This is a genomic window from Pseudomonas sp. lyk4-R2A-8 (assembly GCF_030209095.1).
GTDB lineage: Bacteria > Pseudomonadota > Gammaproteobacteria > Pseudomonadales > Pseudomonadaceae > Aquipseudomonas > Aquipseudomonas quebecensis.
The window spans coordinates 97197-115502 of record NZ_JARVSS010000019.1; the positions used below are offsets into that span (position 1 = coordinate 97197).

The 18306-nt window shown below is 60.6% G+C and carries 14 protein-coding genes; 5 read left to right on the forward strand and 9 right to left on the reverse strand.

The features are described from left to right. From QRN10_RS19070 to QRN10_RS19105, 8 genes are all read right to left on the reverse strand, one after another. Positions 1-1446 (reverse strand): efflux transporter outer membrane subunit, encoded by a 1446-nt coding sequence (locus QRN10_RS19070; protein WP_285428902.1) that lies wholly within the window; start codon positions 1444-1446, stop codon positions 1-3. Continuing rightward, positions 1443-2501, reverse strand: a complete 1059-nt coding sequence (locus QRN10_RS19075; RefSeq protein ID WP_285428903.1) for an HlyD family secretion protein — start codon at positions 2499-2501, stop codon at positions 1443-1445. Before QRN10_RS19075 ends, QRN10_RS19070 begins: the two co-directional genes overlap by 4 nt. 15 nt (positions 2502-2516) lie before the next feature. Next, a complete protein-coding gene (locus QRN10_RS19080) occupies positions 2517-4052 on the reverse strand; it encodes an MFS transporter (RefSeq protein WP_285428904.1) in 1536 nt (511 codons plus the stop codon). A 358-nt stretch (positions 4053-4410) separates the two neighbouring features. Further along, on the reverse strand, positions 4411-5331 hold the full coding sequence (locus QRN10_RS19085) for a LysR family transcriptional regulator (protein ID WP_253509897.1): 921 nt from the start codon (positions 5329-5331) through the stop codon (positions 4411-4413). Between the two features lie 60 nt (positions 5332-5391). Next, positions 5392-6240 (reverse strand): ABC transporter permease, encoded by an 849-nt coding sequence (locus QRN10_RS19090; protein ID WP_253509896.1) that lies wholly within the window; start codon positions 6238-6240, stop codon positions 5392-5394. A gap of 10 nt (positions 6241-6250) precedes the next feature. Continuing rightward, complete coding sequence (locus tag QRN10_RS19095) at positions 6251-7102, reverse strand: ABC transporter ATP-binding protein (protein WP_285428905.1); 852 nt, start codon at positions 7100-7102, stop codon at positions 6251-6253. Position 7103: 1 nt separating this feature from the next. Continuing rightward, on the reverse strand, positions 7104-8129 hold the full coding sequence (locus QRN10_RS19100) for an ABC transporter substrate-binding protein (RefSeq protein WP_253509895.1): 1026 nt from the start codon (positions 8127-8129) through the stop codon (positions 7104-7106). A gap of 14 nt (positions 8130-8143) precedes the next feature. Next, positions 8144-9037 (reverse strand): TauD/TfdA dioxygenase family protein, encoded by an 894-nt coding sequence (locus QRN10_RS19105; RefSeq protein WP_266245328.1) that lies wholly within the window; start codon positions 9035-9037, stop codon positions 8144-8146. Positions 9038-9348: 311 nt separating this feature from the next. On the opposite strand from QRN10_RS19105, the gene QRN10_RS19110 reads away from it, so the two are divergent. The 5 genes from QRN10_RS19110 (at position 9349) to QRN10_RS19130 (ending at position 15995) form a co-directional block, all read left to right on the forward strand. After that, the gene (locus QRN10_RS19110; RefSeq protein WP_181081779.1) at positions 9349-10059 is read left to right on the forward strand and encodes a GntR family transcriptional regulator; all 711 of its coding nucleotides are present in this window, start codon (positions 9349-9351) and stop codon (positions 10057-10059) included. A 381-nt stretch (positions 10060-10440) separates the two neighbouring features. Continuing rightward, on the forward strand, positions 10441-11199 hold the full coding sequence (locus tag QRN10_RS19115) for a DUF3050 domain-containing protein (protein WP_285428906.1): 759 nt from the start codon (positions 10441-10443) through the stop codon (positions 11197-11199). Beyond that, positions 11196-12143: a diiron oxygenase gene (locus QRN10_RS19120; RefSeq protein ID WP_181081781.1), complete on the forward strand. Its 948-nt coding sequence runs from the start codon at positions 11196-11198 to the stop codon at positions 12141-12143. Before QRN10_RS19115 ends, QRN10_RS19120 begins: the two co-directional genes overlap by 4 nt. Next, positions 12140-15511: an amino acid adenylation domain-containing protein gene (locus QRN10_RS19125; RefSeq protein WP_285428907.1), complete on the forward strand. Its 3372-nt coding sequence runs from the start codon at positions 12140-12142 to the stop codon at positions 15509-15511. Before QRN10_RS19120 ends, QRN10_RS19125 begins: the two co-directional genes overlap by 4 nt. A gap of 19 nt (positions 15512-15530) precedes the next feature. Then, positions 15531-15995 (forward strand): SRPBCC family protein, encoded by a 465-nt coding sequence (locus tag QRN10_RS19130; protein WP_253509891.1) that lies wholly within the window; start codon positions 15531-15533, stop codon positions 15993-15995. Between the two features lie 38 nt (positions 15996-16033). Here QRN10_RS19130 and QRN10_RS19135 read toward each other — a convergent pair whose 3' ends face one another. After that, on the reverse strand, positions 16034-17914 hold the full coding sequence (locus QRN10_RS19135; protein ID WP_181081784.1) for a methyl-accepting chemotaxis protein: 1881 nt from the start codon (positions 17912-17914) through the stop codon (positions 16034-16036). Positions 17915-18306 lie beyond the last annotated feature (392 nt).

Genomic DNA, 18306 nt, shown 5'->3' on the forward strand with positions numbered 1-18306 from the left:
CTAAGGCACGGTCGCCTGCAGCGGATACACCGACTCCCACCCTCCTCCCAATGCCTTGTACAACCCAACCATGGCCAGCGACACGCCGGTGGAACTCTCCACCCATTGCTCCTGCGTCGCCAGCAACGCGCTCTGCACGGTGAGCACGTTGACGAAGTCCACCACGCCCTCGACGTATTGATGCTGCGCGGTAGTGAGAGCGATCTGGTTCTGGCGCACGGCTTCGGCCAGGCTGTCGCGGCGCAGTTGGCTGGCGTTGTAGCGGGTCAGTTGATCGTCGATTTCATGCCAGGCGCGCAATACGGTTTGCTGGTAGGCGATTGCCGCTTCCTGTTGCTGGGCTTCGCGCAGCTCGAGCATGCCTTGCAGGCGCCCGCCATTGAACAGCGGCAGGCTCAGCTGTGGGCCGAAGGCAAAGGCGCGTGATCCCCACGAACCGAAATCCGACAGTTGCATGGCCTGGGAGCCGAGGCTGCCGGACAAGGTGATGCGCGGGTAAAAATCGCCCTTGGCCACGCCGATGCTGGCGGTGGCGGCATGCAACCGTGCCTCGGCCTGGCGGATATCGGGGCGACGTTCGGCCAATTCAGACGGCAGGCCGATGGCGACCTGGCGCTGGGCCTGTGGCACGCCGGCGTCCTTGGACAATTGTGCGTGCAGTGCTTGCGGCGGCTCGCCCACCAGCAGGCTCAGGGCGTTGATCAACTGGTCCTGGCGCTGCTGCAGGTCGGGCAGGCGCGCTTCGATGGCAGCGACTTGGGCGGCCGCTTCGGCCACATCCAGGTCGGTCGCCACGCCGTCGGCCAGGCGCAATTGCGAGAGCTTGAGACTGTGCCGCGCCACGTCGAGGTTTTGCTCGGTGACAGCGCGGGTATTCTGCACGCTGCGCAGTTGGATGTAGTCCTGGGCGGTTTCAGCCAGCACCGACAGCAGCACGGCGCGGCGGTCGTTCTCCGCGACTTGCAGCGTGGCGTCGGCCGCTTCGGTTTCGCGTTTGATGCGGCCCCAGAAGTCCAGCTCCCAGGCGGCGGAAAATCCGACATCCCATTGGTTGAACGCGGCGCGGCCGTTTTCGCCGGACGGGTCGTTGAGGCCTTTGGCGCTGTTGCGTTTGCGCTGGTAGGCGCCGGTGGCGTTGGCGCTGGGGTAACGCTCGGCGGTGGTTACCTGGCGCACCGCGCGGCTTTGTTGCAGACGGCTGCTGGCCAGTTTCAAGTCGAGGTTATCGCTGAGGGCGCGCCGGGTCAGGGCCGACAATTGCGCGTCGTGGAACACGTCCCACCAACGCTCCTGCAACGGATCGCTGACGGCATGGCTGGCAGCCTGACGGCCTTGGGGTTCGGTCCACTGCGCGGGCTGCGCGCTTTGGGGGCGCTGGAAGTCCGGGCCGACGGTGCAGGCGCTCAGGCTGACGAGGCCGAGGGTGAGCCAGGCGAGGTGTCTCATTGCTGGGCCACCTCGCGCTGTGGTGCTGCGGCTTGGGTGTCGACGCTGGCTTCCACCGACATACCGACCCGCAGACGCTCGGTCAGCGGCTGATTGGGCTCAAGCACGATCTTCACCGGAACACGCTGCACGACTTTGGTGAAGTTGCCGGTGGCGTTGTCCGGTTTGATCGAGGCGAAGGTCACTCCGGTGGCGGGCGCCAGGCTTTCCAGGTGGCCATTGAGCACTTCACCGTCGAGGCTGTCGACGCGCACCTGCACAGCCTGACCGGCATGCATGTGGGACAGCTGGGTTTCCTGGAAATTGGCCACCACATGCGCCTCGGCCAACGGCACCACCGCCAGCAACTTGCTGCCCGGTGTCACGTAGGCACCGACCCGCACAGCGCGCTCACCGACCATGCCATCCACCGGCGCGACGATGCGTGTGTAGGACAGTTGATAACTGGCCATTTCCAGCGCCGCCTGGGCGCGTTTGAGCCCGCCCTCGGCGGCATCGCGCCGGGCCATGAGGATTTCCACCTGTTTGCGCTCGGCCGCCAGCACGGCCGTGGCCTTGGCCAGGCGAGCGGTGGCCTGGTCGATGCGGGTCTTGGCCTGCTGGGCGTTCTGCACGGTGCCGGCGCCGACACCGGCCAGATGGTTGTAGCGGTTCAGTTCGTGTTCGGCGAAGGCCACTTCGGCGCGATCCGCCGCCACCGTGGCCTGAGCCTGGGCGATCACCGAGGTTTGCCGCTCCAGTGTCGCGGTGGCGTTTTTCAGTTGGGCTTGGGCCACCAGTGTGTCGGCATCGGCGGCCTGAGCGGCAGCGCGAAAATCGCGGTCGTCGATCAGCGCCAGCAGTTGCCCGGCTTTGACGCGCTGGTTGTCTTCGACCAGCACTTGCTTGATAAAACCGGCCACGCGCGGTGCGACCAGAGTGAAGTCGGCGGCAACGAAGGCGTCGTTGGTGGTCTGCTGCCGGCTGCCCAACAGGCCAGGCGCGGCCAGGTACACCAGCACACCGACGGCGAACAGGGCGATTACGGACACGGCAACTTTGTCTTTGCGTTTCATGGGGAGTCCTTTGAACTAGGTCGGTGCGCGCGGCGGAAAGATCCGCGTGGGCATCCAGAAAATCAGCAGGATCAGAGCCGCCGCGACCGCAGCCATGACGTAGTACAGATCCGACGAGGTGAGCACCACGGCCTGTTCGTGCAGGCGGTGCGCCAGGCCCGGTGCATCGGCGTCGGCCAGCGGCGAGTTGCCGAGGCCGTCTACCAGTGTGCTCGAGTGGAAATGCACGCGGCGGGTGGTCAGCACCTCCAGCACACCGGTGGCGATCACGGCGGCCAGGCCTTTGACGGTGTTGAACCAGGCCGAGGCGAACGGCCCTTCCACCGGTTGGATACTGCCGGTGGAGAGCATTAATAACGGCAACACGGCCATGGGTTGCCCGAAGATCTGCAGCAGGTACAGCACGTAGAAGTCGTCGCGGATCCACGCCGATGTCAGATGTGCGCTGCCCACGCAGGACAGCACCAGCAGGCCCAGGCCCGTGCCCAACACCCAGCGGCAATCGATCCAGCGCAGGTTGCACAGCGCCGCCACCAACGGCAGTGCGATCAATTGCGGCAGCGCCATCAGCAGCATCAGCGGTGCGGTTTGCAGTGGCCGGTAACCCTGCACCTGGGCGAGAAAACTCGACGGAATGAGGATCACCGAGGTCAGCACCATCAGCACGCCCGCCAACACGATCAAGGCAAACGCGAGGTTGCGCAGGCCCAGCATCTGCAGCTTGAAAAACGGCAGCGGATGCGACCATTCGTTGAACAGGAACAACACCAGCAACAGGCTGCCACCACTGAACAGGAAGGTGATCAGACCGGACTCGAACCAGTCCAGGCGATTGCCTTGCAGCACGCCGATGACCAGCATGCAGATCGCCGGGAAGCCCAGCAGCAGGCCGCGCCAGTTGAACTGCTTGAAACGCTCCAGGCGCAACGGGTCCTGCGGTAACCCGTAAGCCACGGCAACCATCGCCAGCAGGCACGGTGCGACGATTTGCCAGAACGCCCACTGCCAGCCGACGTATTCGGTCCACAGCGCCGCCAGCGGCGTGCCCAGGCTCGGGCCGAAGGTGGCGGTGAGTGCGTAGCCGGCCAGGCCGTACAGCTTGACGTTCGCCGGCAGGAAGCGCAGCGCTACGGTCATCAGCATCGGCGGCAATGCACCGCCCGCCAGGCCTTGTACGGTGCGCAACAGCAGCAGGCTTTTGTAGTCGGGCGCAAAGGGGCAAAGGATGCCCAGCACCGTGAACAAACCGATGGCGCACAGCGTGAAGCGGCGCAGCGAGAACGTCACCGCACACCACGGCGCGAAAGCCATGGCCGCCACAGAGGTAGCGGTATAAGCGGCGACCAGCCAAGTGCCTTCGTCAAAGCCGATGTACAGCGCACCGCGGATATCAGCAAGGGCAATCTTGGTGACCATCTCGTTGAGACCGGACACCAGCACCGCCAGCAATACGCCGACCAGGCCGACGATGATGCGCCGGCCGAATACGGGCGGGGTAATGGCGGTGGGTTGGGCTGCAGCCGCGAGGGTGGGGGCAGCGAGGGAACTCATGAACAGGTAACTCGGCGTAGGAAATACCCGAGCAGTTTAATCAGACTAAAACATGACAAAAAGTTACTTGTCGGCAGCTTATAAGTGCGCTGAACGCAATCCATGATCCGACAAAAATCTCCAGGTGGGAAGGGGTTTGGTCTCGACGCTGTATGACAGGCATAGAGTTTTCATCTGATCGACCGCTATCGGGGGCAAGCCCCCTCCCACATTTTGAGCCGGTTCTTTCAGTTAATACTGAGGAGGGGGTTTGGATTCGCATACTGGCTCTGGTTTTTTAGTCATTACCCCTCTCGCCTTAACTGACTGGCATTAGGGCAAGCGCCTTCCCACATTTTGACCCTGCATGATTTGGAGGTCAGGTGGGTTGCGCTTCCAGCCAGGTGGCGTGGCAGCTTTCGCGCAGGGTCTCGCGTAGCCATTTGTGCGCCGGATCGTTGTCGAAGCGCGGGTGCCAGGACTGGGCCAGCACCAGTGTCGGCAAGGAGATGGGCAGCGGGAAGGCGCGCAGCGGCAGCTTCAACCGGTTGGCACTGTAGAGCGCTTCCTTGGGCACCGGCAGCAGCAGGTCGGAGTCGGGCAGCATGAACATTGCGCCGTGAAAACCCGGCGCGATCATCGCCACGCGGCGCTCCAGGCCTTGGGCATTGAGCGCGGTATCGATCGGACCACGGGCAATGCCGCGCCGCGAGATGCTGATATGGGAATAGCTGGCGAAGCGTGCGGCGGTGATGTCGTCATCGAACAGCGGGTGGTCTTGCCGCGCCAGGCCCACGAAGGTGGTGGAGAACAGGTTCTGGACTTTCACTTCAGGGCTGGCCGGCATGGTGTTGCTCACGCGCAGGTCCAGTCGCCCTTCGCGCAGTGCTTCGTCGTCGGTGTCGCCTTCGGGCACGAAACACAGCTCGCACAACGGCGCCATGCGCTCCATGGTGTCGAACAGGCGACCGCCGTACACCCCGATAAAAAAGTCATTGGCTCGCACGCTGAAACGGCGGCGCAGGGTACTCAGGTCCACTTGGTCGGCCGAGCGAAACAGCAGCGCCGCCTGCTCGACCACGTTGCGCACCTGATCCTGCAACTGCAAGGCCTTGGGTGTCGGCACCAGGCCGCGCCCGGCACGCACCAGGATCGGGTCGCCCACCGCTTCACGTATGCGCGTGAGGGTACGGCTCATGGCCGCAGGGCTGAGGTTCATGCGGCGCGCGGCGCCGACCACACTGCCTTCATCGAGCAAGGCGTCGAGGGCGACCAGCAGGTTCATGTCCGGTAGTTGCATGCCAAGCACTCATAAGCAGTGGGGAGTGAACTGGGCGCAATCGTAACAGGGATGGGTCTTTCAGCGCTGCATACCCCAACGCTTCACGGTAAGACGTTCGAAGGTATCGAACACCAGGTTCTCCACCAGCAGGCCGATCAGGATGACCACCGCCAGCCCGGCAAATACCTTGTCGGTGTACAGCTCGTTGCGGTTCTGGAAGATGTACCAGCCCAGGCCGCCTTTGCCGCTGGTGGCGCCGAACACCAACTCGGCGGCGATCAACGTGCGCCAGGCGAAGGCCCAGCCGATTTTCAGGCCTGCCAGAATGGACGGCAGCGCCGCCGGGATCAGGATAAACAGTACAAAGCGAATGCCTTTGAGGCCATAGTTGCGACCGGCCATGCGCAGGGTTTCGGACACGCCCAGGAACCCCGAATAGGTGTTGAGCGCCAGCGCCCACAACACCGAATGCACCAGCACAAAGATCAGGCTGTTCTGGCCCAGGCCAAACCACAGCAGCGCCAGCGGCAGCAGGGCAATGGCCGGCAATGGGTTGAACATCGAGGTCAGTGTGCTGAGCAGGTCGCGGCCCAGTTGCGTCGACACCGCCAGGGTAGTCAAGGCGAACGCCAGCACAATGCCGATCAGATAGCCCTTGATCAGCACCGCCAGCGAGATGCTGACTTTGCCGAGCAGTTCCCCGCTGAGCAGCCCCTCGTAGAACGCGTGAAAGGTCTGCACAACACTCGGCAGCAACAAGTCGTTGTCCTGGTAGCGCGCAACGGCTTCCCAGAGGACGGCGAGCACGAGCAGGATCAGGCCTTTGCGCAACCAGCCCTGTTGCCACAGGCGCTGGCGCAGCGGCAGTACTCGCTCCACCGGCACGCTGAGCAACGGCTCAAGGGTAATTTCATATTCCTGGCGCATGGGCAGCCCCTTAGTAAGCGATGCGGATATCGGCAAAATCCAGCTCGGGTTCCGCCTCGGTGGCTTCGTCGAACAACAGCCGATGAATCCGTCGCGCCGAGGCCTGAAAGTCGGCACCGCCGAGGCTGTGCAGATCATATTGGTGACTGTGGATTTCCGCGCGCACGCGCCCGGGATGCGGTGACAGCAACAGGATGCGATTGCCCACCACCAGCGCCTCCTCGATGGAGTGCGTGACGAACAGCAAGGTGAAGCGCACCTCCTCCCAGAGCAACAACAGCTCTTCCTGCATCTTGCGCCGAGTCAGTGCATCGAGAGCGGCGAAGGGTTCGTCCATCAACAAAATTTTCGGTTGCATCGCCAGCGCACGGGCAATCGCCACGCGCGCCTTCATACCGCCGGACAGGGTGTGAGGGTACGCATCGGCAAAAGCGCTGAGGCCAACTTTGTCGAGGTAATGCCGCGCACGGTCTTCGGCTTCGGCGCGCTTGCAGGTATTCGACGCCAGCAGCGGGAACATCACGTTCTGTTTGACGGTTTTCCACGGCGGCAACTGGTCGAACTCCTGGAACACCACGATGCGGTCGGGGCCCGGTTGCTCGACTTTTTGCCCCAGCAGGCGAATCTCGCCTTCGCAAGGTTTGATAAACCCGGCGATGGCTTTGAGCAACGTGGATTTGCCGCAGCCGGACGGGCCGAGCAACACGTAGCGGTTGGCCGGGTCGATCTCGAAGCTGACCTGGTGGGTGGCCCGTACCACGCGCTCGGCCGTGCGGTATTCCAGGCTGACGTTATCCACCGCCAGCAACGGCGCGCAGGGGGTCAGACTGCTGGCCGCGTGGCCTGGCAAAGGCGCGTTCATTTCAGCTTCCCTGCAGGGGTTTGGCGTCTTGGAAGAAGTAGTCCTGCCACGACTGCGGTTTGTGCTTGATAGCGCCGACGCGGTACAGGAACTCTGCCAGCGGGTAGGTGTTTTTCGGCGTGACGCTGAATTCGAACTGTGGGTTGTCGATGATTTTGAGCAGCTCGGCGCGATCGATCCTGGCCTTGGTCACGCGCAGGTAAGTGTCGGCCGCCGCGCCTTTGTCGTTCTGGGCGAACTGTGCGGCTTCGGTCAAAGCGTCGACGAACGCTTTGTAAGTCTTGGGGTTGTCGTTGCGGAATTTTTCGGTGGCGAACAGCACGGTCGGCGAGTTCGGGCCCAGCAGGTCGTAGGTGTTGAGCACCACGTGCACGTTGGGGTTGGCCAGGGCTTGCTCCTGGAACGGCGGGTTGGAAAAGTGCCCGGTCAGTTCGGTGCCGCCGGCGATCAACGCTGCAGTGGCGTCGGGATGCGGAACTGCGACGGTGTACTTGTCGAGGCGGTTGAAATCCTGGTCGCCCCACAGCTTAGCGGCGGCGTATTGAAGGAAGCGCGACTGCACCGACACACCGACTGCCGGAACCGCGATGCGGTCCTGGTCGGTAAAATCGGCGATGGTCTTGACCTTGGGGTTGTTGCTGACCAGGTAGTACGGAAAGTTACCCAGGGACGCGACGGCTTTGACGTTCTGCTTGCCGTGGGTGCGGTCCCAGATGGTCAACAACGGGCCGACGCCGGCCCCGGCGATGTCGATGGAACCGGAGAGCAATGCGTCGTTGACTGCCGCGCCGCCGGACAGCTGGGTCCAGTCGACCTTGATGTCGATGCCTTCCTGCTTGCCGTATTTTTCAATCAGATGCTGGTCGCGTACCACGTTGAGCAGCAGGTAGACGATGCCGAACTGTTCGGCGATGCGGATCTCGCCTTCGGCGTGCGCCACCGATGGGGCCGCGAGGCTGCCGACCAACAGGCTGAAACCCAGGCCGACGCTGGCGGCCAGTCGTGCAAATGGAAGGTGTCTGGACATGGTCGTGCTCCGGATCAGAAAGGCGCGTCGCCCTGGATGGTGGTGCGAAACAGCTTGCGGCGCAGATGGCTTGGGCAACCGGCGGCCAGGTGGATCAGCGAGCGGTTGTCCCAGAACACCAGGTCGTGGGGCTGCCATTGATGGCGGTAGATGTTGTGCGCCAACACGCTGTGGGCGTAGAGCTGCGTCAGCAGGTCGCGACTTTCGTCCTCCGGCAGCCCGACGATGCGCGTGGTGAACCCCTCACTGACAAACAGCGCCTTGCGGCCGCTTTCCGGGTGCGTACGTACGATGGGGTGCACCACTTCGGCGACTTGCGCCAGCTGCTCGGGCGTCAGGGTCGGGCGCCAGTTGCCTTCGAATTTGGTTTCGCTGTAACGCGCCGTGTAGGAGTGCGCGGCGCGGCGGCCTTCGACCGCCGTGCGCAGATGCGCGGGCAACTGATCCCAGGCTTTGTGCATGTCTGCGAACAGCGTGTCGCCGCCCTCACTCGGCAGCTCCTGGGCGTGCAGCATCGAGCCGAGACTGGGCAGCTCTTTATAGGACAGGTCCGAGTGCCAGAATTTGCCGGCGTCTCCGAGGCCAATGGCCTGGCCGTTTTCGATGATATTGGAGACGATCAGGATTTCCGGATGATTGGCCAGCAGGAACTGCTTGAGCACGTGGATTTGCAGCACGCCAAAGCGCCGGCTGAAAGCGATCTGCTGCTGGGGAGTGATGCGTTGGTCGCGAAACACCACCACGTGGTGGTCCAGATGCGCGCGGTGGATGCGCGCGAAGTCGCGGTCGTTGACGGGCCGGGATAAGTCCAGGCCAACCACCTCGGCGCCGACGCTGCCGGGAAGCGCACGAATTTCAAACGTTTGAAGGTGAGTAGCCTCGGATGCAACGGTAGAGACGGTGGACATGTGTTCACTCCCGGTCAGTCAGGAACTGAACTTTATAGGCATAAGAACTTCAATTTAAATACCAATAAAGAATAACTATATGCGTGAAACTGACGGTAAGCACCAGGAAGTTCGCCGCCGAATCGTCCGAACCTGGACGAGTTCGGCACCTGCTGTAAGACGTTATCAAACCCTGTCGTGAGCCCGCAGAGCGCCGTGTTGATACGCTTACAAGCCGAAACCGTGCATGTTTGACAAGCCTGGGAGCAGCCTCTAGTGTGCATTGGATCCAATTAGCCATCATCCATTTCAGCAAGGAGGGCAGCGTAACCGTGACGCAGAAGCCGACACCTTTGAACAGCATCAAGATCAGCGGTCCCATCCCCGCCCACCTTGCCCGCTCTGTGATTGAAGAAACCCTGCGCAATGCGATACTCGATGGCCGCCTGCCTTGCGGGACGGCCATGCGCCAGCAGGAACTGGCCAGCCTCTTCGGGGTCAGCCGCATGCCGGTGCGCGAAGCTTTGCGTCAGCTGGAGGCCCAATCGCTGTTGCATGTAGTCACTCACAAGGGCGCCGTAGTTGCCCCCTTGATCGAAGACAATTCGGCCGAAACCTATGAGCTGCGGATGTTGCTGGAATCCGAAGCGCTGCGCTTGTCGATTCCCTGGCTGACCGAGGCTGATATCGCCAATGCTGACGGGCTCATTCGTGCGCTGGAGCAGGAAAAGGACTACACCGAGATTGGCCGACTCAATCGCTTGTTTCACATGGCCCTGTACAGCAAAGCGCCTAATCAGCGGCTGCTGAAACTGGTGGAACATGGCCTGAATGAGGAAGAGCGCTTCCTGCGTTTCAACCTGGAGGCCATGGGACTGGGTCAGACGTCCCAGGAGGACCACCGCGAGCTGTTGAACCTGGTGGCGCAGAAGAAGATCCAGGAAAGCATTTTGACCCTGCGCAATCACCTGATGCGCGGGATGGAAGTGATCTCTACCTACCTTGATGGCCTTGGCAAGGCCGAGCGAAACAACCCGCACTAAAACCGCGTGCACCCTGCCCCTTGAGCGAGGCAGGGCTACCTGATCCTGCGCAATTTCCCCATTAAATAAATAGGGCACATTCGCTTTGGCTTAATAACCAAGCCGAGGCTGCCTGCTTGTGTGCGGAAACTTTCCCACTTTCAAAAACCAACTTACTGACAGCCCATATTATTTGGAAAAACATCTAACACATTTATATGCTCGTCAAACTGTTTAACCTGACTATCATCTTCGCCATCAAACCAGACACCTTATCCATCGGTGCATTCCGGCAGGTTACAAGGCGCGTGCCGAGCCTGGTTTAAATCTCTTATCGCTTTGCCGATCACAAAAGCTCATCGCTGTATTCACAGCAGACGCAACAACTTATAGGCAGCAACCATGCATCAACTTTTACTTGAACAAAAAAAGCAGCAGTTATGCGCTCATCCACTCTTCAAACAAATAACATCTCTAAACAAGTTACAACTTTTCATGGAGAGCCATGTATTTGCTGTCTGGGACTTCATGACCATCACCAAACGGCTGCAACGGGAGTTGACGTGTACTCAACTGCCCTGGCTGCCACCTGCCAACCCGCAGGCAGCTCGCCTGATCAATGAAATCGTGCTGGCGGAAGAGTCCGACGCACACCCGCGCGACGGTCATTGCAGCCACTTCGAGCTGTATCTGGAGGCAATGTGCGAAATCGGCGCCAACGCCAACGCGATCAACCGTTTCATGGCCCTGCTACGCCAGGGTGTGGCGCCGATCACGGCGTTGCATGAGGCTAAAGCCCCCTCGGGCGCCAGGCGCTTTGTCAGCGACACGCTGCGCGTGGCGTTGAACGCGCCGACTCACTGTGTCGCGGCGGTATTTCTTCACGGTCGCGAGCGTGTAATCCCCAGCATGTTCGAGCGCCTGCTGCTGGCCGACGCGCTGATTGAGGACCGCGCGCCCATCTTATGTGCCTACCTCAGACGCCATATCGAGCTGGACGCCCAGGATCACGCGCCGGCAGCAGAGCGCTTGCTCAGACAACTGACCGACGCACACCCGACGTATGCGCAGCAAGCCAACGAAACCGCGATCGTCGCGCTGGACAGCCGAATCACGTTCTGGGATGAGGTGCAGGTGTCGCTGCAGGAGGTACGTCCATGAACCTCGCCGGCTACCATTGCTTTGCCGACGATTGGGAACGCCGTGCAACCATTCGCACCCGCCCGCGACGTCTGCTGGAAAACGACAATAAGCTGATCTTTCCAGTGTGCCGCCAGCCATTGGTGCTCAGCGCGACGTTCGTTGAACACTGCCCGCAGTGGCGCGAATTCGTACTGGTGCAAAGCTTCTATAAATTCATCAATGACGTGGTGATCTTCGAAACCGAAATCGTCGATAAAACCGCGCGCGCCATCGCCAAGAATCGCTTCTCGCTGGCCTTCCCGCTCGCCTGTCGCGTGGACGCGATGACCGTAGTGGTGGACGAGGATTACCACGCTCTGGTCGCGCTGGACTTCCTGCAACAGACCGTGGCGCTGACGGGCATTGCCCCCCTCGATCTGCCCTCGCACATTGAACTGAGCCGCGCGTTGCCGGCGGCGCAGGCACAGGCACCGGCTCACCTGCGCGACGCCGTGGAGCTGATTGGCGTGGCCATTGCCGAAAATACCGTGACCCACGATGTGGCGGCGTTTTCCAAGGACAGCAGCGTCAAGGGCGCCATCCGCGGTATGATGGCCGACCACCTGTTTGACGAAGGTCGGCACGCCCGGTTCTGGACCAGCCTGGTCCGCCTGTATTGGCAAGCGGCGAGCGCACAGGACCGGGATGCTATCGCGCATGTTCTGCCGACGTTTCTAGGGCACTACCTGACCCATGAGCTGCAGAAAAATTTCGACCTGCACCTGATCGACCACCTCGACATCAGCCCGAACGTGCGCAATGCGCTGCGTGATGACGTCAGGGCGCTGGCGTTTCCCATCCATCGCCAGCACCCCTTGATGAGCAATATCCTCGGTTTCCTGCAGAACAGCGGCCTGTTGCAGACGCCGAGTGTGGCGGACGCGTTGAACGCCTTCGCGCCGGGCCCCGGGGGGCTGGCATGAGGCGCCTGACCATCGGCTGGCGCGGCACCAGCACGGCCCTGGCGGCCACCAGGCGGGTATTGGAGGAGTACGGGCACGCCTCGGCCGACGAAGCCATTGACCTATGGATTGAAGATGGCAGCTCATCGCAGCCCCTGGATGGCGGTGACGCGGCCTGCATCCTGCTACGCATGGGCGTTGGTCCGATCACCGAAAGCGGGCTGCCGGTACTGCAATTGCGCGCTTATGACCGTGGGCACCGGCTGGTGGCCATGTTGGATGTCGTCGACGAGCCCAGCGGAAACGGCCAACGGCAGCGTCAACAGGTGACCCATGCACTGGTCGAATGGGTGGCGCTGTTGGTCAGCGGTTTTTCGCGGGACCCCGCCTACTTCTCACCGACCGCAGCCACCAACGACTGGCCCGAACAAGGCCTGCAGGAGCTTGAGGCATTGGCGTTCCTGCATCGATTCAACCGCACGGCAAACCCCGAAGTGATGCAGCGGGCGCAAGTGGTCATGATTGACCGAATACAAGCCAGCCTGCAGGCCTTCGCCGAGCGGCCGGCGTTGAATATCGCCGGCACCACGGTGACTTACCGTGAATTGCATCTTCGCGCTCTGGCGATCCAACAACGCTTGCGCCCTGTGCTGCAGCCCTTTGAAGCGCCTGCGGTTGTGGGCGTCTGCCTGGAAAAATCCCTGGATCTTTATGCCAGTATTCTTGCTGTGCTCGGCAGTGGTGCGGTGTACCTGCCACTGGAGCCAGACCAACCCGCGCAACGTCATCAGGCCATGCTCGAAGGCGCCCGGGCCGTCGTATTGCTGGATGCTGGTCAACATCCATTGCGCGAGCGTTTTACTGCGTTGGATGTCAGCACTGTAGAGTCAGTCGACGGTGGGCTCGCACTGATGTGCCATCAACCATGCCTGGATGCGCCGTGCATGGTGCTCTACACCTCGGGCACCACGGGCCTGCCCAAAGGCGTTGTGTTGAGCGAAGGCAACCTGGCGCATTTCGCAGCCTGGTTCGGGTCGTGCATGGCGCTGGATGAGCACTGCCGCGTGCTGCAGTTTTCGCCACTGAGTTTCGACTCGTCGCTGATCGATATTTTCCCTGCCCTGATAGCGGGTGCCGAGTTGATCGTCCCCAGCCAGGCGCAACGGCGTGATCCGGTGCAACTACTGGCGCTGCTGCGCCGGCAGCGTATTACTCACGCATTCCTGCCGCCCGCGCTGCTTAGTATCCTGCCACTGGAGCAACCGCTGGGCCTGACACATCTGCTGACCGGCGGCGACGTCTGTGAACCTCATGTCATCGAGCAACTGGCCGGGCAGTGCCAGTTCCACAACCTGTATGGCCCTACCGAAATCACGGTGCTGGCCACTCACCGCACGTTCGTCCAGAGCGACAGTAATCGCAACCTCGGCCGCCCTATTGCCAATAGCCGGGTGCTGATCCTCGATGAACATTTGCAGCCGGTGGATGAACATGTAACGGGCGATGTGTATATCGTCGGCCCTGGGGTAAGCCTGGGTTACGTCAATGTACCGCAGCAGAACGATGGACCGTTTGTCGACCTGCCCATGCCGGGAGGCCAGGTAACGCGAGCCTATCGCAGCGGTGATCTGGCGCAGTGGACGCCCGACGGGATCCTGCTGGTCGGGCGACGCGATGACCAGGTGAAAATCCGTGGGTTCCGGGTGGAGCCTCAGGAAATCGAACACTGTTTGCGCAGCGGCCGGCTGTATCGCCAGGTTGCCGTGGCGATCGACCGTGACCACCGAATCTGCGCATTTGTCGCGCAGCCCGAACCGGACGCTACGCTAGAAACCGTGAAGCAGCATGCGCGGCAATGGTTGCCGGATTACATGCAGCCGGGAATATGGGTCGAGCTGCCAGGATTGCCCTGTTCCAGCAATGGGAAAGTCGACAGGCAGGCGCTGCTCGCATTGCCGGGGCGGTCAGGCAGGCAGGTCAACGGCGGCGTGACGCCGACATCGCTTCAAGCACGAGTGGCGCAATTGTGGGGCGGGGTGCTGGAGTTACCCGCCGCGCAGTTGTCGGTCGATGCCAGCTTCTTCGACCTGGGCGGTCACTCGATTTTGCTGTCGACGCTGTTGCTGCGCGTACGCGAAGAGTTTGGCCGCAGTTTCGCGTTGAGCCAGTTCATTGAAGTGCCCACGATCCGCACGCTCGCCATGTTGATGCAAGAGGGAGAGCGGCCTGACGCCTCCTGTGGCCAGGCCGTTCGGGATGCGCAACGTGAGTGGCGCGTGAAAACCTTGCCCGAGCGGCTTGGGGGCAATCCGAAGAAGGTCGTGGTCACAGGGGCCAATAGCTTTGTGGGCGTTCATATTGTCGAAGCGCTTCTGGCCGGCGGGGCGGCCCAAGTGGCGTGTCTGGTACGCGAACAGCCGGGGCAGTGCGCAGCGGCGCGGTTCAGTCAGGCACTGCGCGACTACCGCCTCGACCACCTGGACCTTGGCCGGGTGCGGGTATTGGCCGCCGACATCAGCCAACCTCGATTGGGGTTGGCCGACGCAGTGTATGACGAGCTTGCGAGGGAGTTCGGCGTACTGGTGCACAACGCGGCGCAGGTCAACCATGTGATGGACTACGCCTCACTGGCCAGGGACAACGTCGAACCCATCTTCGAATGCCTGCGTCTATGCGAGACCCACTGCAAGAAGGTGTTCAATTTTGTCTCGACGCTTTCAGCCGCCAGCTGCATCGATACCCAGGGCCATGTGCTGGAAGCTCAGGCCGGTGCCGCGCCGCCGCTGTTCATCAAGAATGGCTACAACCTGTCCAAGTGGACGGCTGAACGGCTGTTGGGGCGTGCGATCGAGCAAGGTGCATGGGTCAACATCCTTCGTCCGGGCAACGTCAGTTTCAACAGCCGCACCGGCGTTTGCCAACCGCAAAAAAATCGCTTGATGCTGATGCTCAAGGGGTCGCTGCAGTTAGGCCTGTTGCCCCGCTTGGAACTGGATTTCGACCTGATGCCGGTGGACTTCCTGGCGCGCTTCATCGCGTTCCATTGCATGAGCTTTCACGCCAATAGCTGCGTGTTCAACCTGCATAACCCACAGCCGTTGAGTTGGGAGCGCTACTTGGATGAATTAAGCCGGGTGGGGGGCGGATTCGAGCGGGTATGCGTTGCGCAATGGCAACAAGCCCTGCGCACGGTTAGCCAGGACAACGCAATGTTTGGGGTACTCGGGTTTTACCTTGATCGCCTGGATGATGACATTGGAGATACCAAGATGATTGTGCATAACAATGCCCGACGGGGTGTTGAGCAGATGGGCGAGCACTATCCGGAAAAAGACCCGGCGCTGTTGAACAAAGGCTTTGAGTACCTCAAGGCCATTGGCTTTCTTTGAACCGTTCCAGGACCACGATATGAAACCGCTGCAACCCGATACTTTAATCTGCAACCCGAACGGCCCGCCGATTGTGGCGAGCGTCGTCATCAACTGCGAAGCGCTTCGCGTGTGGGAGATGGTGGGGCAGTTTTCGAGCTTTGATGCCTTCATCCCGGCCTTGGCGTCTGTCGAGATGATCGGCACAGGCGTGGGTGCATTGCGTACCAAAACGTTCCGTGATGGCAACTGTGTCGTCGAGCAACTCAATAGTCGAGATGATCATGCCATGCACATGACCTGGACCATGATCTATAACACGCTGGGCGTGGCCAGGTTGTGGGCAGGGATTCGTGTGCAGGCACATGGCGTGCAATGCGCCAAGGTGAGCTGGACCATCATTGCCGAGCCAGTGGACAAGACGCAGGTGGGCTTCGAAGCGTTTGTGCAGGACTTTGCCGACAGCGCCCTGGTAAACGTGCGTAAGCTGCTGGGCGGTGCGTAGGAGCGAAGCTGCTCGCTCCTACGCACCGCCCAGACAAGTCAGATCTTGAAGCTGTCGACCAGTTGCTTCAAGCGATTGGCCTGTTGCGACAGGGCATCGCAGTCTCTGAGTGTCTCGTTGAGATTGGCTACGCCCTGCTGGTTAAGCAGATTGATCTGGTTGATGTCCACGTTGAGCGTTTCCACCACGGCGGTTTGCTCCTCAGTGGCCGCAGCGACGGACTGGTTCATGCCGTCAATCTCAACGATTCGCTGCGTCACGCTCACCAGGCGTTCACCCGCCTGGTTGGCGACCTCAACACTTTCCTCACTTGAGACCTGGCTGGCATTCATGGTGGTCACCGCCTCGCGGGAGCCCACTTGCAGTGAAGTGATCATTTTATGAATCTCTTCGGCGGACTCCTGGGTACGGTGAGCCAGGTTGCGTACTTCATCGGCCACCACAGCAAAGCCACGCCCGGCCTCACCAGCACGCGCGGCTTCGATCGCGGCGTTGAGAGCAAGCAAGTTGGTTTGCTGGGAAATGCCTTTGATCACATCCAGAATGTGACCAATGTTGTCGGTACTGGCGTTAAGCGTTTCAATCTGTGTGCACGAAAGACTGATCTTCTGAGACAGCTCAGACATTGCCAAAATGGTCTGCTCAACCACTTTGCGCCCATCGTCAGCCTGCTCACTGGCACCGCTGGCGTGTTGAGATGCATCAGCCGCGTTACGCGCAATCTCCTGAGTGGCGGCCCCCAGCTCGTTGATCGCCGCAGCAACGCTGTTGGTACGTGCACTTTGCTCGTCGGAGCCGATGATCGACGCGTTGGACGACGCCATCACGCGCTGGGACAAATCATGAACCTGGCGCGTGGCCGAAGAGACTTCCGAAATCGAAGCGTGAATACGCTCAACGAACCGGTTGAACGCACTGCCTACTTCGCCAAATTCGTCCTTGCTGGTGACAGCCAGGCGACGAGTCAGGTCGCCCTCGCCTTGGGCGATGTCCTGCATGGCGACGCCCATGGTGGTCAAGGGGCGCAGTAGCACTTGGATCAACAGGCTAAGCAACACCGCAATCGCTACCACGGCGATCAACATGGCAATCAAGGCTGAGGTGCGGAATTTACCGAGCGGCGCGTAGGCTTTGTCTTTGTCGATCGACAATCCGATATACCAATCGGCACCTGGCAGGCCGCTGATGGGCGTAAAGGACAGAATGCGATCATGGCCTTTGAGTACTACGTCCTGGTTGAGCTTTTCTATGCGAAGCGTGGTGCCTGGATAGATGTCCTTGAGGTTTTTCATCACCTGATCTTCGTCTGGACTGACGATGACCTGGCCGTCGCCGCTGACCAGAAAAGCATGGCCGATACCACCAAAGTCCACCGAGTTGATGATTTTCACCAAGGTTTGCAGACTAAGGTCGCCACCCACCACACCAAGCAATTCGCCGTTCTTTTTCACCGGCATCGCGATGGTAACGATCTGACCACCTACTGCCGCCATATAAGGCGGCGTCAGCATGGGTTTATCTGCAGCAACAGCTTGTTTGTACCAAGGGCGCTGACGAGGATCATAGTCGTCCGGCATTTTGGCGTCAGGGCGTTGGGTGAATACACCGTTGGTTTGCCCGACATAAGTGAACTGGAAGTTCGATGTCAGTGCAGGTTGATCTACCAAACCTGGCAGGTCCGCAGCACTGCCTTGGTGGGCAATGTTCTGAGTCAGACTTTCGAGTACCAGGATTCGACCACTGAGCCAGTTTTGCACACTGCTGGCGGTGAGCTCACCGGATTGCTGGATAGATGACTCCAGATTCTGCTTGATCGTACTGCGTTGCAGGTAATCGTTGTAAAGCGTAAATAACGCGAAGGCTAGGACCACCACGCCTGACGCGGCCAACAAAATTTTATGACTGAACTTGAGATTCATTTCATCGACTTCTTTTTGCCAAAGGGGGATGAGCGTGCCGAGCGGAACATTCCATGTAACGGTATAGCCGGCTTCGCGGGCCGCTCTATTTCGGTGCACGCATGGCTCATCAGGCTTTCGGTCAAATCGAGTGAAATCTTAAGGGTTTGTAGGAAACATCTTCTTTTTGAACGAGAAACCGGACCGGTGGTACACCGATTCATTGTGGGACGGCAGCACACCGGCACTTGCGCGCGCGCCAAATAAGGATATTGCGGTTGGATACTGAGTGGTAAATACCGATTGCCTAAACGACAAAACCCCTGCCTGCGTTAGCAGACAGGGGTTTCGGAATTTGATCTTGACGATGACCTACTCTCACATGGGGAAACCCCACACTACCATCGGCGATG